This window comes from Winogradskyella forsetii, from assembly GCF_013394595.1.
Classification (GTDB): domain Bacteria; phylum Bacteroidota; class Bacteroidia; order Flavobacteriales; family Flavobacteriaceae; genus Winogradskyella; species Winogradskyella forsetii.
The window spans coordinates 4,035,866-4,056,587 of sequence record NZ_CP053348.1; the positions used below are offsets into that span (position 1 = coordinate 4,035,866).

Here is a 20,722-nt window from a genome sequence, read left to right on the forward strand (position 1 = left end):
CCAAATTCCTGCGCCTGCCTGTCAGCAGACAGGAAAGCAGGAATCTTATGAACCAAAACTGTAATACGAGGACGAATTACTGGTCCAAGACCTGTCTGGTTTTTGAAACCTGACAGGTCTAAATTCCACATCAATACCTTCAAGGTCAAAAAAGAGAATATGGAGCTAATGATTACGATGGTAAAATGGACGAGACATACTTTAAAGATGAATTCCCAAAGTTATTTAAATATATAAATGAAAAAATAAAAACCAGATACTGAAACACCTGCCTGTCGGCAGACAGGAGTTCAGCATAAACAAACTAAAACTTGTCGGTCGCCTGCCTGCCGGCAAGGCAGGACAGACAAGAATCCTAGAAAACAAACCGCTAAAATGTTTAACGTTCCTGAAATCAATTCAGGATAAAAAATTTAAAAATTATGAACTTTTTGAAAAAAATTTTAGCAGTAGGATTAGTAATGAATGTCGCGATACTTTGTGCACAACAATATGCATATGTCGCCGCCGAAAGTGGATTATCACTTAGAGACCAACCCGATGTCAATGGAAAACTATTGACTAAGTTAGCCTATGCAGAAGCCATTGGTGTATTGGAAGAAACAGATATTAAACTCGTCGTCCTCGATGGTGGGAAGAAAGTAAGTGGCGAATGGGTAAAAGTAGAAACCCGAAACCATATTGGTTATGTCTTTAACGGCTATTTATCTTCATCAAAAATTTCTAAAACCATACGATTGGATTTGGATAAATTGAATGTTGAAATAAAGAATTTGGCCACTAGTGATTATAAAAGAACCCACAATTTAAAACAACAAGATTCCGCAAAAATCAATGTGGATTTAGGTGCTTCGCCAGAAAGAAAAGAAATCGTTCTCGTTGATAGTGATTATAAACATGTAAGTATTTTTCAACGTTATGAAAATAGCATTTCCTTTATGAGTGCAGATGCGCAATGTGATGCAAAAGATTGGAAAAGTTTTGATTCGGAATGGAAACCATTAAAACAAATTACATCCAACACTTTTGAAACATTAGCTTATACTGAAAATGACTGGAAAAAATTTATCACAACTTCTGTTGAAGAATTAAAAACAGAAGTGATTGAGCAATGTGGCGAAGATTGGCTAAACTATTTTAAAACTATTGAAAACCTAAAAGATCATCCTGTTGGCGTATCGACAAATCGTGTGTTCTTAAAAATTATATTGACGGATTTTGAAGATAATATCACTGAAAAAATAATAGAATTTGATATGCCTAGTGGCTGTTAACATAAAAAAAGACCTTTCAGGTTTTAGAAATCTGAAAGGTCTGCATTCCTGACCTCCATGGTTTTTATGATAGTTGAGCGCCTGTCTGCCGAACAGGTAGAAAGCCGAAGTGAAAACCTTGCAGGTCTTTTTTAAATATGAATAGCACAGGATTGGAAAAACCTTGCAGGATAATAATAACAAAATGAGATTCCCACTTTCGTGGGAAATAAATATGAATAACTTTAAACCCTATTACGCCGTAATTTTTACCTCAACTCAGGCAACAGATATTAAAGGCTACTTAGTAATGGCGGAAAAAATGGAAAATCTAGCCAAACAACAAAAAGGTTATTTAGGAATGGATTCTGCCCGAAACGAGGTCGGAATTACAATAAGTTATTGGGAAAGTTTGGAAGCCATAAAAAACTGGAAAGCGAATACAGCGCATTTATTCGCGCAACAAAAAGGACGTGAACAATGGTACAATTGGTACAATGTAAGAATATGTAAAGTGGAACGCGAGTATGAATTTACATTAGAATAAAAATTTTACCGTTTCAAAGTAAAATGGGCTCTAAATTCTTTACGTTCCCCTGTCAAAGGCTCGTCGTACTCTACCGTAAACCAATAGCCATTGGTTGGCATAGCACTGCCATTGTAGGTGCCGTCCCAGCCAGTCCCATCTGGACTAATTTGTTTCAGAAGTTTTCCGTAACGGTCAAATATGTAAATTTTTGCGCTGCTTCCAATACTTTCTATGTTCCAAGTTTCATTTTGGCCGTCTCCGTTGGGCGTAAAGTACAGCGGGTAATCGATTATAAATGCCGGTTCGGTCGTTGTCCCACAGCCGTTCCTGTCCCTTGCCGTGATATGGTGCTGGCCAGGTGACACGTCCGTAAACAGGGTCCCGTCCTGCCATGGGCCGTTGTCCAGGCTGTATTCATAGTCCCCTATTTCATCTCCTGGCACCACTTCCAGAACGTGGCTCTCCGCAAAATTCTGTGTCAGCACGTTCACCGTTATGCTCGGCGGTTCGCTTTCCATGACTTCCGTGGTATCCTCATTTGTACAGTTGGTCGCCGTGGACGTGCTTATATCGGTAACCAGCACGCTATAGCTTCCGCCTTGGGTCGGCATGATGCTCGGCCCTGTCTCGCCCGTTATCTCTACGCCCTCATAGCGCCACACAAAACCATAGTCCGTTGCCGATAGGCCCGTGTCTATGACCAATGGGTCCAGTATTTCGCTCCCGTCCGTGTTTACGCACAGGGTATAGCTCTCATCCAGGTCGAACTCCGGTAACGGGTTCACCTGTAGGGTGAGCGCTGCCAGGGCATAACAGATCGAAGTGTCCGCGTCCGTGACCGCATCTGGCGTGTCGTTGTCCACCCTTGCATAGATCACCTGTGGGTTTGTTACATTTTCGTATAAGGTCGGCAATGGGTTCACCTTGTCGTCCGCATCTTCTTGGGTGGCATAGTAGGTCACGATGTAGTTCAACGGGTCCTGTCCGTCCAATACCTCTGTGTCCATGTTCGTCAGGTCGAACTGGGTGCTGTCATTAACCGGGTTGCCATCGGTCTCCATTTCATCGTCACAAAGCTCAAAAAGGATCGGGTCCATATCCGGATTGGCCTGTGCGGCCTCCTGTACCTCGATGTTGAAGCTCTGGGTGCTGATGGAACAGCCCGTCCCGTTGTTGGTGATGGTCACGAATATCTGTTGCGGGTTCGCCGTATTGGTGTACGGGCTCACAAGGCCGTTCATCCCTTCTTCCGCATCCGTTAGGTTGTCATGGTAACTGACCGTAAACTGGGCCTCGTCCTGTCCGTTCAGCACTTCGGCGTCCTTGGTGCCAAGGTCAAAAGTGTCGGTGCCGTCGGTAAAGAGCTCGCATTGGATGAAGTCCGTCACAGCGACCACCTCTGGCAACGGGTTCACCTCGATGGTAAAGTCCACCAGGGCATAACAGCCCGTGGCGTCCTTGGTCATCCTTACATAGATCTCCTGCGTTGGTGTCCCTGTATTGGTGTACTGTGTTGGGTCTGGGATTGCGTCCGTGCCCGCGTTGGCAGCGTCCTCTGTCTCGTGATAGGTTATGGTCACACCGTTCTCACCGTTGCGGATCAGGTCTTCGTTTTCCGTGAGGTCAAATTCTTCCTCGCCGTCTCCCGTGTTTTCTTCGTAACAGCGTTCTATGTTGGGCAACAAATCGCTGGCCGTTGGTGTTGGGTTCGGTAAAACCCTTATCGTCAAGGTTACCATATCCGTGCAACCGGTGTCCGTATCGGTAACGACTGCTACCAATGTTTGAGGGTTGGCTTCTGCTGTACCGATTGCCGTATTGGTGTAGGCTTCTGCATTGACCGCATCAACTTCATCCTGTGCATTGGCCAAAGTTTCGTAATAGGCAACACTCCAGCTTGCTTCTCCACCTGTGACCTCATCGTTCTTCATGGTCAGGTCAAAAACGGTAATTTCATCTGCGGTTTCGTCATCACATATTTCCAATGGAGCTGGTTGTATAGCTTCTGGCGGTAAGGCAACGCTGATTTCAAATGATCCTATATCGAAACAATCATTATTGTCATTTTCCAACCGTACAAAAATAGTCTGTGGATTACTTGAATTCGTATAACTTCCCGGTGTTGATATGGGACTGTTTCCTGATAACGCGTCCGCTTCGGACACATGATAGGTTATAGTTACATCGGTCTGGGCTCCTATGATCTCTGAGTTTTTTGTGGTCAGATCAAACTGTGTAAAACCATTGGAGTCCATATCACAAATAATAAACGGTTCTATGGTTGTTGGCACTTGTGGAATATCCAAAACCCGAATGGTCAGTGTCCTGGAAATATCATAACAGCCCGTGACCGTATTGGTCGCCCTGACATATATGGTCTGTTCGTTGATGACAATATTGGTATACGGGCTTGCAAATGCATTGCTGCCTGTATTGGCATCTTCCAGGGTTTCATGGTAGGTTATGTCAATATCCAGTTCGCCACCTATAATTTCTGTAGTTCTTTCTTCTAAATCAAATTCTGTAAATCCGTCCGCATCATCATCACAGACCTCTAAATCCATTGGAGCTAATGGCGATGGAATCGGTCTAACTCGCAATGTCAATAATGATGTATTAACACAACCTGTAGCATTGTTCGTTGCCTTTACAAATACGGTTTGTGGGTTTTCGATATTGGTATATGGACTGGAAATTGGATCGGTATTGGCGTCCAGATCCGCTTGGGTCTCAAAAAAGGCCAAACCGATTCCTGATTGTCCGTTCAATATGTCGTCCGCTGCATCTTCGAGCGTAAAGGCTTCCTCCTGGTCACCTGGGTTATTATCGTCACATAGCTCCAACGGCACGGCCTGGACCAAAACAGGTATTGGATTAACAATCAATTCTAAAGTGGTCAACTTATAACATCCACTCATCATATCTTCCACCCGGACCCAAACAACTTGGTTGAAATCATCACTATTGGTATAATTGGTTGCATTGTTTATGGGACTTAAAGCGTCTGCCGCATCGGTTTCATTGACATAAAATGTTACGGTATATAATGTTGGGTCCGCTAGGTTCTCTAGAATTTCTGGTATTTTACTGGTAAGGTCGAATTGCCCAAAGCCATCTGCCGAGATATCATCGCAGATCTCCAAAGGTTCCGGTGCCACTGCGCCCAACTGGGGCGTTGGGTTGACATTGATCTGTAAGGTGACTATGGTATCGCAATCTGTAGCTATGGTGGAACTTTCAACCCGTGCATAGAGCGTTTGGGAACCCAATACGATATTATTGTAAGGGCTGGGTACCGGATTGACATTGTTCTGCGCATCTGCCATCGTTTCGTGATAGCTTACCGTTAAGGTGGTATCGCCTCCCGTTATCTCATCGTCCTTACTGGTCAGGTCAAAAGTCCCAAAGCCATCACTATCCGGATCGCAGAAGTCTAAAGGTGTTGGGGTATTTGCCACGGGTGCTTGCTGCACGAGCAACTCTAAGGTCGTGGTATCAAAGCAGCCTGTGTTGATGTCCTCGACATAGGCAATAATAATTTGACCGTTGCTCGTATTGGTATATAAAGTCGGTAACGGATCTGCTCCGGATTGCAGATCTGCTATGGATTCATAATAGCTGACCGAATAGTTTGGATTGCTTCCTGTTATCTCGGCGTTCTTTAGGCTTAAATCCAGCTCTGTTATACCGTCCGGTGTGCCGTCGTCACAGACTTCTAGGGGTGTGGGTGTAATTAACTCAAACTCTGAAGGTATGGTAATTGTTTGTGTACTCATTGATGGACAATCACCATTAGTTGCATATACAACTGTATAAATAGCATCTGGAACACCACCAGTTATAAGACCTGTGGTTGCATCTATAAAAGCGCCATCAGTTGGAACGGGATCAAATGAAAACGTTCCGCCAGTTAATCCAGTTACTGTTGATACAGCACCATCACATGTTGGCGATATAGTAAACGACGCATCGTCTTCGAGTAAAACACTAAATGTTTCTTCACTAGTTGAAGAACAGGTCCCTAGTGTTGAATATTCTATAGTATAGCTCTCACCACTTGTTCCGTTTGTTACTTCACCAGTTGCAGCATCTATAATTGTTCCATCCGTAGGAGTAGGGTTTAATATAAAAGTACCACCTATAGTTCCTGTAATATTTACACTGGCCCCATCACAAGTAGGTGTTACAATAAAAGAAGCGTCATCTGGAGTCAAAATATTTACATTTACGGCAACTCTTGTTGCAGAAATACAACCCGTAATTGGATCTTTCGCTTCAGCATAATACGTCCCTGGCGAATTTACGATTAGTGTAGTGCTATTAGAAGACAATAAAACACCTGCATTTAGAGCATCAAACCAATCTACACTAATGCCATTAGGAACCGTTACAGAAACTGTAGCTTCATTTGTATCACAATCTAAATTAACATCTCCATCACTAATAGGTGCATCAGGTAAAACAATCGATGTCGTAAGCGCAGTTCTTGTAACCGAACTACATCCTGTTGTTGCATTGACAGCCTCTGCGTAATAAACGCCTTCAGCTGTTGCAACAAATGAAGGACTATCTGCTTCTAACAAAATTCCTCCGGTAGCCATATCATACCAATTCACTGTAATACCATTTGGCACTGTGACCGATAAAGTTGCTTCCGAAGTCGTGCAATTAAAATTAACATCACCATTGCTCATTGGAGCATCAGGAAAAGCAACTGCAGAAGCACTAACCGCTACTCTTGTTGTAGATATACATCCTGAAACGTCATCAACAGCTTCGGCATAAAAGGTTCCTGTAGTAGCTGTCGTATAAGTTTCAGAATCGGATTGTAATAAAACGCCACCAACAGCTGCGTCATACCAATTAACTGTTATTCCGCTCATAGCTGTAACAGATAATATAGCTTGGTTAGAATTACAATTAAAGTTAACGTCACCATCACTAATAGGTGCAACAGGACTTGGGCTAACGAGAATTTGATACGTATCTGAAAATGTTAGACAATCCGAGTTATCTAAGTTGGCTGCAAACTCAGCAACTTTTGCTCTGTAATATGTTGTGGTTGTAATTCCAGAAATCGAAATTGAGACATTATTTTCACCAGCAACATCAGACCAATTTACGCCATCTGAGCTTTCTTGCCATTGATAAAAATGATTATTAAACACTGTAAAATCTGGTATCGCTGTAATCGTATCTGAATAAGGCGTTTGTGTACTACATATCTCTACTGAATCATTAGTATTACTGTCTGCAGTACCAATTAAATCACCGCAAGTTTTGAAAACAATATCATCAATAGCCAGGTCATTACCACAACCACCATCAGCATTGTTAATCATTTTTAGGATTACAGAGGTTTGCCCGACCGTCTGAAATACCAAAGCATATTGATTCCATGCTGTGGCGGTTGTTCCAAAAATATTTCCTGTTGTACCCGAAGCTAACTGTAGAGTATCCGTATTGTCCCAAATTTCGAAACTGACGTTAATAGGAATGGCTCCAGCGCCACAAAACCCATTTGGAGGTGTTAAATTAATCAGCCACGACGAAAATTCGTAAGTGGTGTTTTCGCAAAGGCCATTTATCGTTGTTTTATAAAACTCTCCATCTGAAAAACTAGAATTCACGATAAGCATTCTACCATTGGAATCATTTGGAGTGTGGTCGTTAATATTAAACCAATCGAAATAGTTGGAGGTACTTGAAACGGTATAAAACCCATCTTCTGGATTTTGATTATTGGCGTAATTGTATGTGGTGGTTCCGGCTGGCAAGGATGTGTTTTGCGTTCCAGTACCAAAAGTTTCTGTAAATATTGGATCTCCAGAATTTCCTTGACAGAAACCTAATTGCGCATGCATCTCTTTTGAAAGCAAAAAAATGCAAAATATTATGACTATTTTAAGATTTAAGTAGGGTTTTCTCACGTATAAATATATAGATTACTTTGTGTAATAAAATTTACTTTTCCATAAAAAGTGTTAAAAACCCCTTTTGTATAGTTTATGTATAGGCTAATTGGATATTTTAAGCGTCATAAGATAAAATCTTTAGTGATTTTTATCCTACTAATCGCTTATTATTTTTGCTTACCACAACACTTATTCAAAGATCCAACGGCCACAGTTATCACAAGTCAATCTGATGAATTATTAGGAGCATTAATTGCAGAAGATGGGCAATGGCGTTTTCCTGTCAGTGACAGTGTGCCTAAAAAATTTAAAACCTGTATTCTTCAATTTGAAGATGAATATTTCTACAAACATCCAGGCTTTAATCCGGTTTCAATCTTTAAAGCTGTAAAAGATAATTTAAGTTCTGGTGCTGTAAAACGAGGCGGAAGTACATTAACGCAACAAGTGATTCGATTGTCCAGAAAAGGGCAATCGCGAACTTATTTTGAAAAAGTGAAAGAACTGATTTTAGCGACACGTTTAGAATTCCGGTTGTCCAAAGACGAGATATTAACCTTGTATTCCAGTCATGCGCCATTTGGAGGAAATGTTGTTGGCATTGATGCGGCATCTTGGCGCTATTTCAATAGAAATGCTGCTAATTTATCTTGGGCGGAAAGCGCCACTTTAGCCGTTTTACCAAATGCACCAAGTTTAATTTATCCTGGAAAAAATCAAAAACGATTGTTGGATAAACGAAATAGGCTTCTAAAAAAGCTTTATGAAAATGGTACAATTGACGACTTAACCTATGAGTTATCCATTGCGGAAAGTTTACCACAAAAACCTTATCCATTACCTCAAATCGCACCACATTTACTTCAAAAAGTAGCGAAAAACCATAGAGGACAGCGTATTAAAACAACCATTAAAATGGCACTCCAGGAGCAAACCAATCACATTGTTAAACAACATTACAATCGCTTAAAACAAAATGAAATCTATAATCTTTCTGTTTTAGTATTAGATGTAAAAACAAGACAGGTTCTAACGTATATTGGCAATTCACCTACAGATAATGCGCATCAAAAAAGTGTAGATATTGTCGATAAACCCAGAAGCACAGGTAGTATTTTAAAACCGTTTTTATATGCCGCTATGTTAGATGCTGGTGATTTACTACCGAATACTTTGGTTGCTGATGTGCCTACACAATTTGGAAGTTACCAACCTGAAAACTATAACCAGACTTACGATGGCGCCGTATTTGCGAATGAAGCTTTATCGCGTTCATTAAATGTGCCTGCCGTAAGAATGCTTCAAGAGTTTGGGTTAGACCGCTTTTATCACTATTTAAAACAGCTTCAACTTAAAGATTTAAAATACAATGCCAATCATTATGGTTTGTCTTTGGTGCTTGGTGGCGCGGAAAGCAACCTTTGGGATTTGTGTAAAAGTTATGCCGCTATGGCTTCGACCTTAAACCATTTTAATGATAATTCTAGTAAATATTTTACGGATGAATTTTTGCAACCAACCTTCATTTACGAAAATACAGTAGACTTTGGACAGCTTAAAAATGAAAAAGAAGTTTTTGATGCGGCTTCCATCTTTCTCACGTTTGAAAGCATGAAGCAAGTGAACCGACCAGAAAGCGACGAAAGTTGGGAATATTACGATTCTTCACAAGACATCGCATGGAAAACAGGCACAAGTTTTGGATTCAGGGATGCTTGGGCCATTGGTACTACCAAAGATTATGTGGTTGGTGTTTGGGTTGGCAATGCTGATGGCGAAGGACGACCTGGTTTGGTCGGTGTGCAAACTGCTGCACCAATTCTTTTTGATGTGTTCGATTTACTACCAAAAAGCACCTGGTTTAATCCACCATATGATGAAATGCTAGAAGTGGATATTTGCAAAAAAAGTGGCTACAGAGCGTCTGCGATTTGCGATGATATGGAATTGAGATTCATTCAAGCAAGTGGAAAGAAAACCGAACCTTGTCCGTTTCATAGATTGGTGCATCTGGATTTATCAGAACAGTTTCAAGTGAATTCTTCCTGCGAACCCGTTTCAAATATTAATAACAAGGCTTGGTTTATACTTCCGCCGTTGCAAGCGTACTATTTCAAAAATAAAAATCCATTTTACAAACCATTGCCACCATATCGAAACGATTGCACAGAATCATCGGGAATTTCGATGGAATTTATATATCCTAACCAGCAAAGCACCATTTTCTTGCCTAAGGATTTTGACGGCAATACCAACGATCTCATTTTAAAAGTAGCACATTCAAAACCTGAACTAGAACTTTATTGGTACATTGATAACCAGTTTGTTGGCAGCACAAAAGACATTCATGATATGGCTGTTTTACCATCTTCAGGGGAGCACTTGATTACAGTGATGGATGAACTTGGCAATGAGCTGAAACATAAAATTACGATTTCAGAATAAAAAGATTCTCATAGGCCTTTTGGAATAGTTGTTTTATTATTTATTAACGTATACCCAACCACTGCGATTTTTAGAACCACCTTCATAAATCATGGTGTAAAAATAAGTCCCTACTGGTACTTCACCTCCATCATTAGTTTGTCCTTCCCACTCATTGCTGTAATCGTTTTTGGAATATATTAACGTTCCATATCTATTATAGATTTGTAATTGCGTAACGGCAAAATTGCTTAAATCAAAATTATCATTCTGACCAGGAGATACTCCTGGAGATATGCCTTGAGGTATAAAACAATTTTCCAATCCTGAATTTCCTGATACACTAACTGCGGTTCTAGACAATGAAGCACATCCTGTAATGTCATCAACGGCTTCAGCATAATAGGTTGTTTGATTGTTCGCAGAATAGCTTGTACTATCGGCTAGTAATAGAATGCCATCCGTTTGTGAGTCATACCAATTTACAGTTATTCCTGTTGAAACACTAACCGACAAAACAGCCGCATTTAAAGCACAATCAAAACTAACATCTCCATCGCTTACTGGCGTGTCTGGTACAAAAATACTCGTACTAACAGCTGTTCTAGAATTAGAAATACATCCCGTACTCGTATCAACTGTTTCGGCATAAAATGTACCTTCTTCTATAGCCGTATAACTAAGATTATTAGCCAACAAGAGATTACCTCCCGAGGCCGCATCGTACCAATTAACCGTTGTACCTGAGGCAGAAGTAACAGTTAAAATAGCTTGATTTAGGGTACAATTATAATCCACATCTCCATCACTAACAGGTACTAATGGAAATAACGGAATTGCAGTTACGGCAGTTCTTGTTGAAGACACACAACCTGTAATATTATTAATAGCTTCAGCATAATATATACCTGCTGTAGTTGCGGTATAGGTTAGGGCATTAGCTTGTAAAAGGATTCCTCCTGTTAAAGAATCATACCAATTCACAGTAACACCTGTTGGTACATTTACTGACAAGACCGCTTCATTAGAGTTACAGTTAAAAGGAACATCTCCATTATTTACAGGGGCATTTGGATCAGCATTCACATCAATTTGAAATTCGTCAGATAACAATAGACATTGATCATTGGTTAGATTAACCGCTACTTCAGCGACCTTTGTTCTGTAAAATTTTGAAGTAGAAGCTGAAATATTAAGTATTTGATTGGTTTCGCCAGCGATATCTGTCCAGCTATTACCATCTATACTTTCTTGCCATTGATAAAAATGAGAACTGAAAACCGCAAAATCTGGAGTAGCTGTTAACGTTGTTGAATAAGGTGTATCACTTTCACAAATTGTAACCACCGTATTATCGATGTCATCAGTGACTATAACCGTGTCTCCACAAGTTTTAAACTCAATGTCATCAATGGCTAAATCATTACCACAACCACCTTGTCCATTATTAATCATTTTAAGAATTACGGTATCTTGGTTCGCCAAAGTTTGAAATACCAATCCATATTCTCCCCATGTTGGCTCAACCGTGCCAAAAACGTCGCCTGTATTTCCGCTTGCCAATAAATTAGTATCTGTACTATCCCATATTTGGAATCTTACATTTAAGGGAATTTCTATGCCTTGATTAGAGCAAAACCCTGGAATTTTTATTAAATTAAATAACCAGGCAGAAAACTCATAAGTGGTTGTTTCGCATAATCCAGACACTGTGGTTCTATAAAACTCACCTGCCGTAACACCTGCATTTACTATAAGGAACTTTCCATCTGTATCATTAGGTGTATGATCCTCTACCGCATGCCAATCAAAAGGATTGCCAAAAGATCCGCTAGAAACGGTATAAAAACCATCGTCAGGAAACCCATTTATATATGAATAGGTTGTTGTTCCGTCTGGTAACATTGAATTTTCCGTTCCCGCTCCAAAATCTTCAGAAAAAATAGCATCCCCAGAATTTCCTGAACAAAAACCTAATTGCGCATGTACTGCCGTTGACAAGGTAGAAATACAAAATATTATAATTATTTTAAAACTTAGGCCATTGTCTTGTAAACACATAATAATAGATTAAATAGTTAGTTTAGAGATTGTTGAACGCCCTCAAATATAGACATAAGAATGAGCAATAACTGGGAAAATAGCTCAAAAACAAAGACTGTATAGTTCATGTATAGTTAACTTTACACGAGGTTTGCAGAATTAATAAATATCCTAAAAAATTTGGGCCAATACTCCTTAAATATTGAAGAGGCCTACTATCTATAAAGTATTTTCAAGAGAATGTATTATTCTTTAAAATATCTCATTTCACAAAATAATTAATATAGATATATTGATCCATAAAAGTTCTAATGTGTATTTTTACAACCACAGATAAATTTTAATTATGGAAATTGTACAGTTTATACATTCAAAATGGGCTTATTTAGTCCTCTTGGTATTAATACTTGCCACTTTTAACGCGCTTATTAAGTTTTTTGGTGATAAGGAGTTTGATGCGAAGGATTTCAGAATCTCTTTGTTTGCATTGATTACCATGCATATTCAATTGTTGATTGGTATTGTTTTGTTTTTTATGAAGGATTATTTTTCGACCATAGAACAAGTTGGTGGTATGGGAGAAGTAATGAAAAATTCAGCACTAAGAAATCTTATTATAGAGCATCCGCTAACTATGATCGTAGCCGTTGCACTAGTGACTATAGGCTATTCTAAACATAAAAAGAAATTAACCTCTAAGCCAAAATTTAAACTTTTAGCTATTTTTTATACTTTGGCTTTAATTTTGGTACTAGCCAAGATTCCTTGGAATCTTTGGTTTAATTAATAAAAAAGGCGCAAATTAAAATTTGCGCCTTTTTTATTGCTTTACAATTTTTTTAACTATGCTTTTACCATTTATAGTTTTAATTTTTAAAAGGTAAAGTCCTTTTCTAAAATCAACCAAGTTTATCATATTTTCACTTCCTTCGTAAAGAAGTTTTCCTGTTAAACTGCAAAGCAATACACTTTCAATACTATCTGAATTTAAAAGCTTAATACTAATTAAGTCGTTTGTTGGATTTGGAAAAATATTTACATACACACCTTGCTCTTCATTTAAAGAAAGCCTCGGACTGCCAGTTACCTGCATAATTAAATGAAGTTCAGGAGGCGGAAAAAGTGTTGATATAACCGTTGGAGTGTCATAACCACAACTATTAGAAAGATAATAGCCAGGTGCGGTTTCACCACTAGAATTAGTTCCAATGTTTAGTTGATTCTGATTGCCTATTATTCCTGTTATTATAGCACTCACCGCAAAAACCAAAAAATTATCCGAAATGCTAGCACTTATAGGTACATTTTTTAGTGTCCCATTGTCAATATCAGAGACTGGTACATTTAAACTAGCAATTTGTGTTAAATTTCCGCCGGGAAACGTATCAGTCTGATATATAATAACCTCAACTGTATAGTTTCCGTCATCATTTGTAACGTTGAAAATACCAAAATCAACAGAGGATACTTCAAACTCAGAATATCCAAGGGAAGCTAAATCATAAGCTCTCATGTAAACATTATCGGTTATATCTTCTGCAGCACATGTCACTGAACCTTGTTGTACTGTATTATCAAGATTTTGTGACAAGACTATTTCTTGAGAACAGACCACCTGTAAACTTAGGATGAATAAAAACAGAATTTTACTTTTCGTTGGCATTAGATGTACTACTTCATTTCAAGAAATCAAAACAATAAACAAATTTTATTTTGCTCCTTTTTATTTTTTGTTGATTCAATTAACCCTTAGTAGTATCTTCTTCAGTATCTTCTTCTACTTCTTTAATCAAGTAAACATATACTGGGAAGTGATCGCTAAAGCCATCTGTAAAACCACCATCGGCAAAACTTCTAAATGGGTAACCTTCATAGCGACCGCGTTTATTAGATAAGTAGGCCTTGTTATAAATACCGGCTTTCCAAAATCTAAATGAAGAATAATCATCCTCTAAAAGCGGTTGCGTCATCATAATTTGATCAAATAAACTCCATGCATCTCTATATGCTGTTGTACCATAACCTTTTTCAGTAAACATCTTTTCAAACGGATTGTAAATACCTTTTAATTCTACATCCTCCTTTTCCTTTTTTGCCTTCAAAACGTCTTTAACACTTTCATTTGTTGGATCATCATTCAAATCTCCCATAGTAAAGATTTTAGCATAAGGATCTATGGACTGCAACGAATCGATTAAGCGTTTATTCAATTTTGCAGCGCCAACTCTTTTAGACCTACTTCTGGCTTCCCCTCCACTTCGGGATGGCCAGTGGTTTACTAAAAGATGAATGAGATCACCATCCAATTTACCACTTACCAAAAGTTGATCTCTTGTAAAAACTCTTTTCCTCGTGATATTGTCATAAATCATCAATTCATGAGAACTTTCTGCTATAGGTTTAAACAGTGCTTTTTGATAAAGTAATGCCACATCGATACTTCTTTTATCTGGCCCATCAAAATGTATGATGCCGTAATCCTTCCCTAAAAGTAAAGGGTCATTGACTAAATCTACTAATACTTGTCTATTTTCAATTTCACATACACCTATAACGGCTGGAGAATTATTCGCATAATCGCTACCGATATTGGCAATTACCCGAGCCATGTTTTTAATTTTTTTCTTGTAAACCTCACTACGATTGGCATTCATTTCCATTATTGGACTCGCTTCATCATATTTTAAAGGATCATTAATGGTGTCGAACAGGTTCTCTAAATTGTAAAAGGCGACGGTATGTATTTTATAGCGCTTTTCCTCTTGAGCCGAAAGGTTTGAAACACTGATTAAGGCAAGTAAAATAATTAGTAATTTTAATGATTTCATTGGTAAAATTTTATAGTTTAATATTGGACAAATAAAAATCTAAGCAAACGTATAATTTCGAAATTATAGTTTTTAGTAGAGATTGCTAGTGACTCTATATTATGTTATTGTTATTTCCAAAGCAAATTGCTTGCCAAAAGTATGTATTTATTATAAATAATGTACATTTGCAAGCCCTAAATACGAATATTTAATCTACAATAACTATCAATTTTAAAATTAGGCATGAAAAAAAGTTTTTTACTCTTTCTGTTCGGAATAGCCTTTTCTTTAACAAGTTTTGCACAGCAAACTGTTATTAAAGGAAGTGTTTTGGATGGAACTACAGGAGAACCAATTCCTGATGTAACTATTACTATTGAAGAAACCGGACAGACTGTTAACACAGACGCAAGAGGAGAATTCAGTTTTACTGAAAACGTTCCACTGGGCGAACAAGTTTTGAAGGTCGAAAAAATAGAATACGATACAAAACGTTATCCAATTATTGTGAACGAAGGTCAAACAGTTGATATCAGTGGCATGACCTTAGAATACAATCAAAGTGACAAAAAAGATCTATTTGTTATTTCAATTTCTGATGATAATTTAAATAGCGAAGACGATGGTTTAACCGACAACATTTCTGGTTTACTACAAGCCTCCAGAGATGTGTTTTTGAGTGCTGCTGCATACGATTTTAGTGCAACATTCTTTAGGCCAAGAGGTTTGGATAATGCTAACGGTAAAGTACTTATAAACGGCATTGAAATGAACAAGCAGTTTACCGGAAGACCACAATGGGGAAATTGGGGCGGTATTAACGATTTGCAACGTAACCAAGAATTCTCAATGGGTACATCTGCCAACGACTACACCTTTGGAGATTTAGCCGGAACCAATAATATAATTATGCGCGCTTCAAAATACAGAGAAGGCGGCCGTATATCTTATGCCTCTGCAAATAGAAGTTATACGGGTAGAGTGATGGCTAGTTATAGTTCTGGTTTATTAAAAGGCGGCTGGTCTTTTTCTGCTTTAGGTTCTAGACGATTTGGAGATGAAGGTTTTGTAGATGGTACATTATATGATTCCAATTCATTCGTTTTTGCTTTAGAAAAACAATTTAACGACAAACACAGTTTAAACTTCACAAGTATTTATGCCCAGAACAGACGTGGACGTTCTACGGCAATAACAGAAGAGGTTTATAATCTTAAAGGTAGAACATACAATCCGTTTTGGGGTTATCAAGATGGTGAGATAAGAAATTCTAGGATAAGAGAAATCAATGAACCTATTTTAATGTTAAATCATTATTGGGATATCTCATCTAAAGTTAAGTTGAACACCAATGCGGCTTACCAGTTTGGTGAGATTGCGAATACGCGTATAGATAATAACGGAAATCGCTTAAGCGAAGGTGGAACTGTCGGTGGTGCTCGTAACCCAACACCTGAGTATTACCAAAATTTACCAAGCTATCATCTAGAGGACCCCAACCCAACAGCTTACGATTATCAACTGGCTTTTGCTGCTCAGCAAGAGTTTGTTAACGATGGCCAGTTAGACTGGAATGAACTTTATTATGCAAACAACCTTAATGGTTACTCTGTTTATGCGCTCCAATCTGATGTGATAAAGGATCAACAATTATCATTAAACACTATTCTCGATGCAGAACTGTCAGATAAAATTAGATTAAATGCAAGCATTAATTACAGAACCTTAAATAGTGAAAACTTTGCACGCATCGAAGATTTATTAGGAGGGTCAGGTTATTTGGATGTTGATGCCTTTGCTGATCAACAAGCAGGACAGCAAACTCAAGGGCAAGCCCAGAGTGATTTAAGAAACCCAAACAGAATTGTTACAGAAGGTGATCGCTACAAGTATAACTACGAGATAGATTCTGATGTCATTAATGGTTTTGTACAAGCCCAATTTAAATACAATAAAATAGATTTTTATGTTGGTGCCAATGTTTCACAAACCAATTATCAAAGAAATGGGCTTTATGAAAACGGCTTTTTTCCTGGTAGTGGTAATGTAAACGGTTTTGGAGATATTAGTTCTTACGGTAAAAGCGAAAAATTAGAATTTTCTAATTATGGTGTTAAAGGCGGATTTACTTATAAGATTACTGGAAAACATTTAATTGATGTGAATGGAAGTTATTTTACAAAAGCACCTAATATTAGAAACTCTTTTGGAAATGCGAGACAAAGTAATCAAATAGTTTTAGGTTTAGAAAGTGAAACGATTCAGTCTGTTGATGCGAGTTATATATTTAGATCGCCAAAAGTAAAAGCAAGACTTACAGGGTTTTACTCAGGGTTTCAAGATGGTACAGATATCGGTTTTTTCTTCACAGAAAACGCTAGTAATTTTGTACAGGAAGTTCAGACCAACATAGATAGACGCCATATTGGTGGTGAGTTAGGGATTGAAGCCCAAGTCACACCTACTATTAAATTGAAAGCTGCAGCTTCAGTTGGTCAATATATTTTTACCAATAATCCAAATTTATATTATACAGCAGCTGATTTTGAATATAGAGCACCTGGTCTTATGGATGACGAAAGAGGGGAAAAAACAATTGTAACTTATGGAGACGAACAAACCACTGCCTTAAAAGATCTACATGTATCTGGTGGCCCAGAGCGTGCATTCCAGATAGGTTTTGAATACAGGGATCCTGAATTTTGGAATATAGGTGTTACCAGTAATTTCTTTTCTAATGCTTATGTCGATGCAAGTGCTTTGAAAAGATCTGCTAATTTTACTCAAGATGTTGACTTGTTACCAATTGATCCAAGAAATCAAGCTTTAATTATTCCTGAAGGAGGTAACTTTACAGGCAATACGATTAACGATTATGATGACGATGTTGCTAACAGTCTTTTGAAGCAAGAACAATTTGAGGACTATATGTTAGTAAATGTTATTGGAGGAAAATCTTGGCGTATTGATGACTATTTCGTCGGTTTCTTTGCTACGATTAATAATATATTTAATAAACAGTATAGAACGGGAGGTTTTGAACAATCTAGACGAGTAGATTATAGAAGCCAGTTAGATGAGCAAAACAATTCTAATGGTCCCGTATTTGGTAACCGTTACTTTTATGGTAATGGTACCACCTATTACCTAAACGTTTACGTAAGATTTTAAAAAAGCTATGTTAGAACAAAATAAATTTAATAAAATGAAAACTTTAAAAATTAATAAGATTATACTCTTACTTATAGGGTTTGTAGTATTTAACGGTTGCGTACAAGACGATGATTTCAGTACACCAAACCTCTCATTTGAAGAACCAAACATACCAGAAAATCAAATAAGAACTATAGGTTCTTTGGCAGGTGATTTAGCCCAAGAGCAAAGTGCAAATGATGATATATTTGAGCCGCAGCCCTTAGATTACTCGAATGAATCCGATGCGGTTGCCTATGTATTTAGTGATACTGATTTTTATGTAACAGGATATGTTGTATCATCTGATGAAGGTGGTAATTATTTTGAAGAAATAATTCTTCAAGACAAACCAGAAAATCCAACTATCGGTATTAAACTTTTAATTGATGTCAATCCATTATTTACTAAATATGAGGTTGGTAGAAAAATATATGTAAAAATTAGTGGTTTGGCTGTGGGAATTAGTAATGGTGTTTTAACCCTAGGATCTCAAGCAGGAAGTGGCGTCGATAAGATACCGTCGCAATTTGAAAATGAATTTATTGAAAGATCAAATGAAGTAGCTAACATTGTACCACTTCCATTAAATATTTCAGATTTCACAGTACAGAAAACAAATTTGATGATTGCATTAAATGATGTTCAGTTCAACAGAAATGATGTTTTTGATGAAGCTAACAACTTTGACACTTATGCCTCATCTGCTCAAGATCAATTTGACGGCGAGCGAACACTTGAGAGTTGTGAATCGGGTGCTTCTGTAATATTTAGTACAAGTACCTTTGCTGATTTTAAAGGTTTAGCCTTACCTAAAGGAAGAGGTACTGTGAATGCTGTACTCTCTAGAAATTTTGAAGGAAATAATTATATAGTAGCTATAAATACACCTGAAGATATAGTATTTGGTCCTGAAGAGAATCGTTGTGATCCAGATTTCTTTGAATGTACTGGTCCTTCTGGTGGAGGTTCTAATATTTTCTTTGAAAATTTTGAAGGTTTTGGTACTTATGACTCTGAAGGCTGGGATAATATCAATATAAGTGGTACAAATACCGATTGGTTTATCAGTGGTTTTCAAGGTAATAATTACTCTCGTATATCTGCATTTAGCTCAGGTAATTCTGATGCCGATGTTTGGTTAGTTACTCCTGCAATAGACTTAGGTCCTACAGAAGGAGAAGAATTATCTTTTGATCTAGAAGCTGCTTACGATACTGGTACAATATTATCTGTTTATGTCTCTACTGATTACGCTGGCGATCCAACTACAGCTACTTGGGAAATAATAGACGCAGCAATCCCTGTTGGACCAAGTGGAGGTTTTGGAGGCTTACAACCTGTAGGTCCAATTAATATATCTTGTATTGAAGGTACTGCTGTATTTGGATTTTTCTATGAAGGTTCAGATCCTAGTGCGACCACTAGATATCATTTAGATAATGTAAAAGTCACAGGTAATTAAGACACTCTAAAATATATAACTTAAAGCCACATTATTTTTAAAATGTGGCTTTTTTAATATTGAAACTTATGCTAGATCGTTATTATATTACTGTTTTTAACCATTATAAAAAAGCTTTTGGTAGGCGCAGCCTAAGCATTGCCCTTTCTTATATCAACTTTTTAGAGCTTTCATTTATTTTTGTATTCGCTGCATTTTTTAAGGCATTTGCTAAGCAGATGAAAATAGAAGTCATGTCATCCACAAAATTTTGGGTATTACTATCATTGGTTGCGCTCTTTATCATGGCAAAAAACTGGATGCGCTATAATGGAAAGAAAAGAACTATTCTTAATGCCAAACTAAAACATAAGCAGACCTCAATCTTATTACTATGGCTGCTGCCTTTAGGTTGCTGTGCGCTGGCAATTATACTACTTCAAGTCCAATAAAAAACGCCATCCTTTCGGATAGCGTTATTACTTTATATCTTATTATTTTCTTAAATTACTCAGCTTTTTTTCACGTCAGCGCAACATGCCTTTTTACAATCTGCATTACAGGCTTTCTTGCTTGTGCTTAGTGCAGTAGTTGAAGCATCCGTTTCAGCTTTGTTCGCACAACAGGCTTTATCGCAGTCAGCTTTGCAGGCTTTCTTTTCAGCACCAAAATCATCCACCTTGTGAAAATCCTTTACTTTATAAATGTCAGCTACCTTGCTTACTGTTTCTTCTAAAGATTTTGGAGTTACTTTAGCTTCATCATATTCAACCATTGCTAAACGTTTGTCAAAATCAACTTTTGCCGATTTTACACCTTCCATTTTAGCCATTTTCTTTTCGATGGTTTTGGCACAACCCATGGCACAAGTCATTCCATCTATACCAAACTCAACTTTTGCGTAAGTGGCATTTGGATCTAAAGTTTGAGCAACATCTTTTTTAGAAACTTCTACATCCACCGTTTTAACTTCTGGTGCCGTTTCATTTTTACACGACGTAAAAGCTAATGCTATCATTGCAACGATACTTAATGTCTTTAAGGTCTTCATAAATTCAAACTATTTTATTTGGGATAAATCTAATAAATATTAGTGCTTCTTGCGAAAGAAT

General features: G+C 37.8%; 12 protein-coding genes. 7 read left to right on the plus strand and 5 right to left on the minus strand.

Features of this window, described 5'->3' with window-relative positions; translation table 11 throughout:
• Positions 1 to 431: 431 nt before the first annotated feature.
• Both HM987_RS17315 and HM987_RS17320 read left to right on the plus strand, forming a co-directional pair.
• The gene (locus HM987_RS17315; RefSeq protein WP_179009272.1) at positions 432 to 1,274 is read left to right on the plus strand and encodes an SH3 domain-containing protein; all 843 of its coding nucleotides are present in this window, start codon (positions 432 to 434) and stop codon (positions 1,272 to 1,274) included.
• Between the two features lie 214 nt (positions 1,275 to 1,488).
• Positions 1,489 to 1,800: an antibiotic biosynthesis monooxygenase family protein gene (locus HM987_RS17320; protein ID WP_179009273.1), complete on the plus strand. Its 312-nt coding sequence runs from the start codon at positions 1,489 to 1,491 to the stop codon at positions 1,798 to 1,800.
• A 5-nt stretch (positions 1,801 to 1,805) separates the two neighbouring features.
• Here HM987_RS17320 and HM987_RS17325 read toward each other — a convergent pair whose 3' ends face one another.
• On the minus strand, positions 1,806 to 7,646 hold the full coding sequence (locus HM987_RS17325) for a T9SS type B sorting domain-containing protein (RefSeq protein ID WP_179009274.1): 5,841 nt from the start codon (positions 7,644 to 7,646) through the stop codon (positions 1,806 to 1,808).
• A gap of 144 nt (positions 7,647 to 7,790) precedes the next feature.
• On the opposite strand from HM987_RS17325, the gene pbpC reads away from it, so the two are divergent.
• A complete protein-coding gene (gene pbpC / locus HM987_RS17330) occupies positions 7,791 to 10,142 on the plus strand; it encodes a penicillin-binding protein 1C (RefSeq protein WP_179009275.1) in 2,352 nt (783 codons plus the stop codon).
• 36 nt (positions 10,143 to 10,178) lie between these two features.
• Here the strand turns inward: pbpC and HM987_RS17335 are convergent, their stop codons facing one another.
• Positions 10,179 to 12,182: an Ig-like domain-containing protein gene (locus HM987_RS17335; protein ID WP_179009276.1), complete on the minus strand. Its 2,004-nt coding sequence runs from the start codon at positions 12,180 to 12,182 to the stop codon at positions 10,179 to 10,181.
• A 325-nt stretch (positions 12,183 to 12,507) separates the two neighbouring features.
• On the opposite strand from HM987_RS17335, the gene HM987_RS17340 reads away from it, so the two are divergent.
• Positions 12,508 to 12,951 (plus strand): hypothetical protein, encoded by a 444-nt coding sequence (locus tag HM987_RS17340; protein ID WP_179010127.1) that lies wholly within the window; start codon positions 12,508 to 12,510, stop codon positions 12,949 to 12,951.
• A 33-nt stretch (positions 12,952 to 12,984) separates the two neighbouring features.
• Here the strand turns inward: HM987_RS17340 and HM987_RS17345 are convergent, their stop codons facing one another.
• Both HM987_RS17345 and HM987_RS17350 read right to left on the minus strand, forming a co-directional pair.
• Positions 12,985 to 13,827: a T9SS type A sorting domain-containing protein gene (locus tag HM987_RS17345; RefSeq protein ID WP_179009277.1), complete on the minus strand. Its 843-nt coding sequence runs from the start codon at positions 13,825 to 13,827 to the stop codon at positions 12,985 to 12,987.
• A gap of 79 nt (positions 13,828 to 13,906) precedes the next feature.
• Positions 13,907 to 14,992: an endonuclease/exonuclease/phosphatase family protein gene (locus HM987_RS17350; RefSeq protein ID WP_179009278.1), complete on the minus strand. Its 1,086-nt coding sequence runs from the start codon at positions 14,990 to 14,992 to the stop codon at positions 13,907 to 13,909.
• 225 nt (positions 14,993 to 15,217) lie between these two features.
• Between HM987_RS17350 and HM987_RS17355 the strand changes: the two genes are divergently transcribed.
• The 3 genes from HM987_RS17355 (at position 15,218) to HM987_RS17365 (ending at position 20,062) form a co-directional block, all read left to right on the plus strand.
• Positions 15,218 to 18,145, plus strand: a complete 2,928-nt coding sequence (locus HM987_RS17355; protein ID WP_179009279.1) for a TonB-dependent receptor — start codon at positions 15,218 to 15,220, stop codon at positions 18,143 to 18,145.
• A gap of 34 nt (positions 18,146 to 18,179) precedes the next feature.
• Complete coding sequence (locus tag HM987_RS17360; protein ID WP_179009280.1) at positions 18,180 to 19,631, plus strand: DUF5689 domain-containing protein; 1,452 nt, start codon at positions 18,180 to 18,182, stop codon at positions 19,629 to 19,631.
• Positions 19,632 to 19,699: 68 nt separating this feature from the next.
• Positions 19,700 to 20,062: a hypothetical protein gene (locus HM987_RS17365; protein ID WP_179009281.1), complete on the plus strand. Its 363-nt coding sequence runs from the start codon at positions 19,700 to 19,702 to the stop codon at positions 20,060 to 20,062.
• A 59-nt stretch (positions 20,063 to 20,121) separates the two neighbouring features.
• Here the strand turns inward: HM987_RS17365 and HM987_RS17370 are convergent, their stop codons facing one another.
• Positions 20,122 to 20,661 (minus strand): cation transporter, encoded by a 540-nt coding sequence (locus HM987_RS17370; protein WP_179009282.1) that lies wholly within the window; start codon positions 20,659 to 20,661, stop codon positions 20,122 to 20,124.
• Positions 20,662 to 20,722 lie beyond the last annotated feature (61 nt).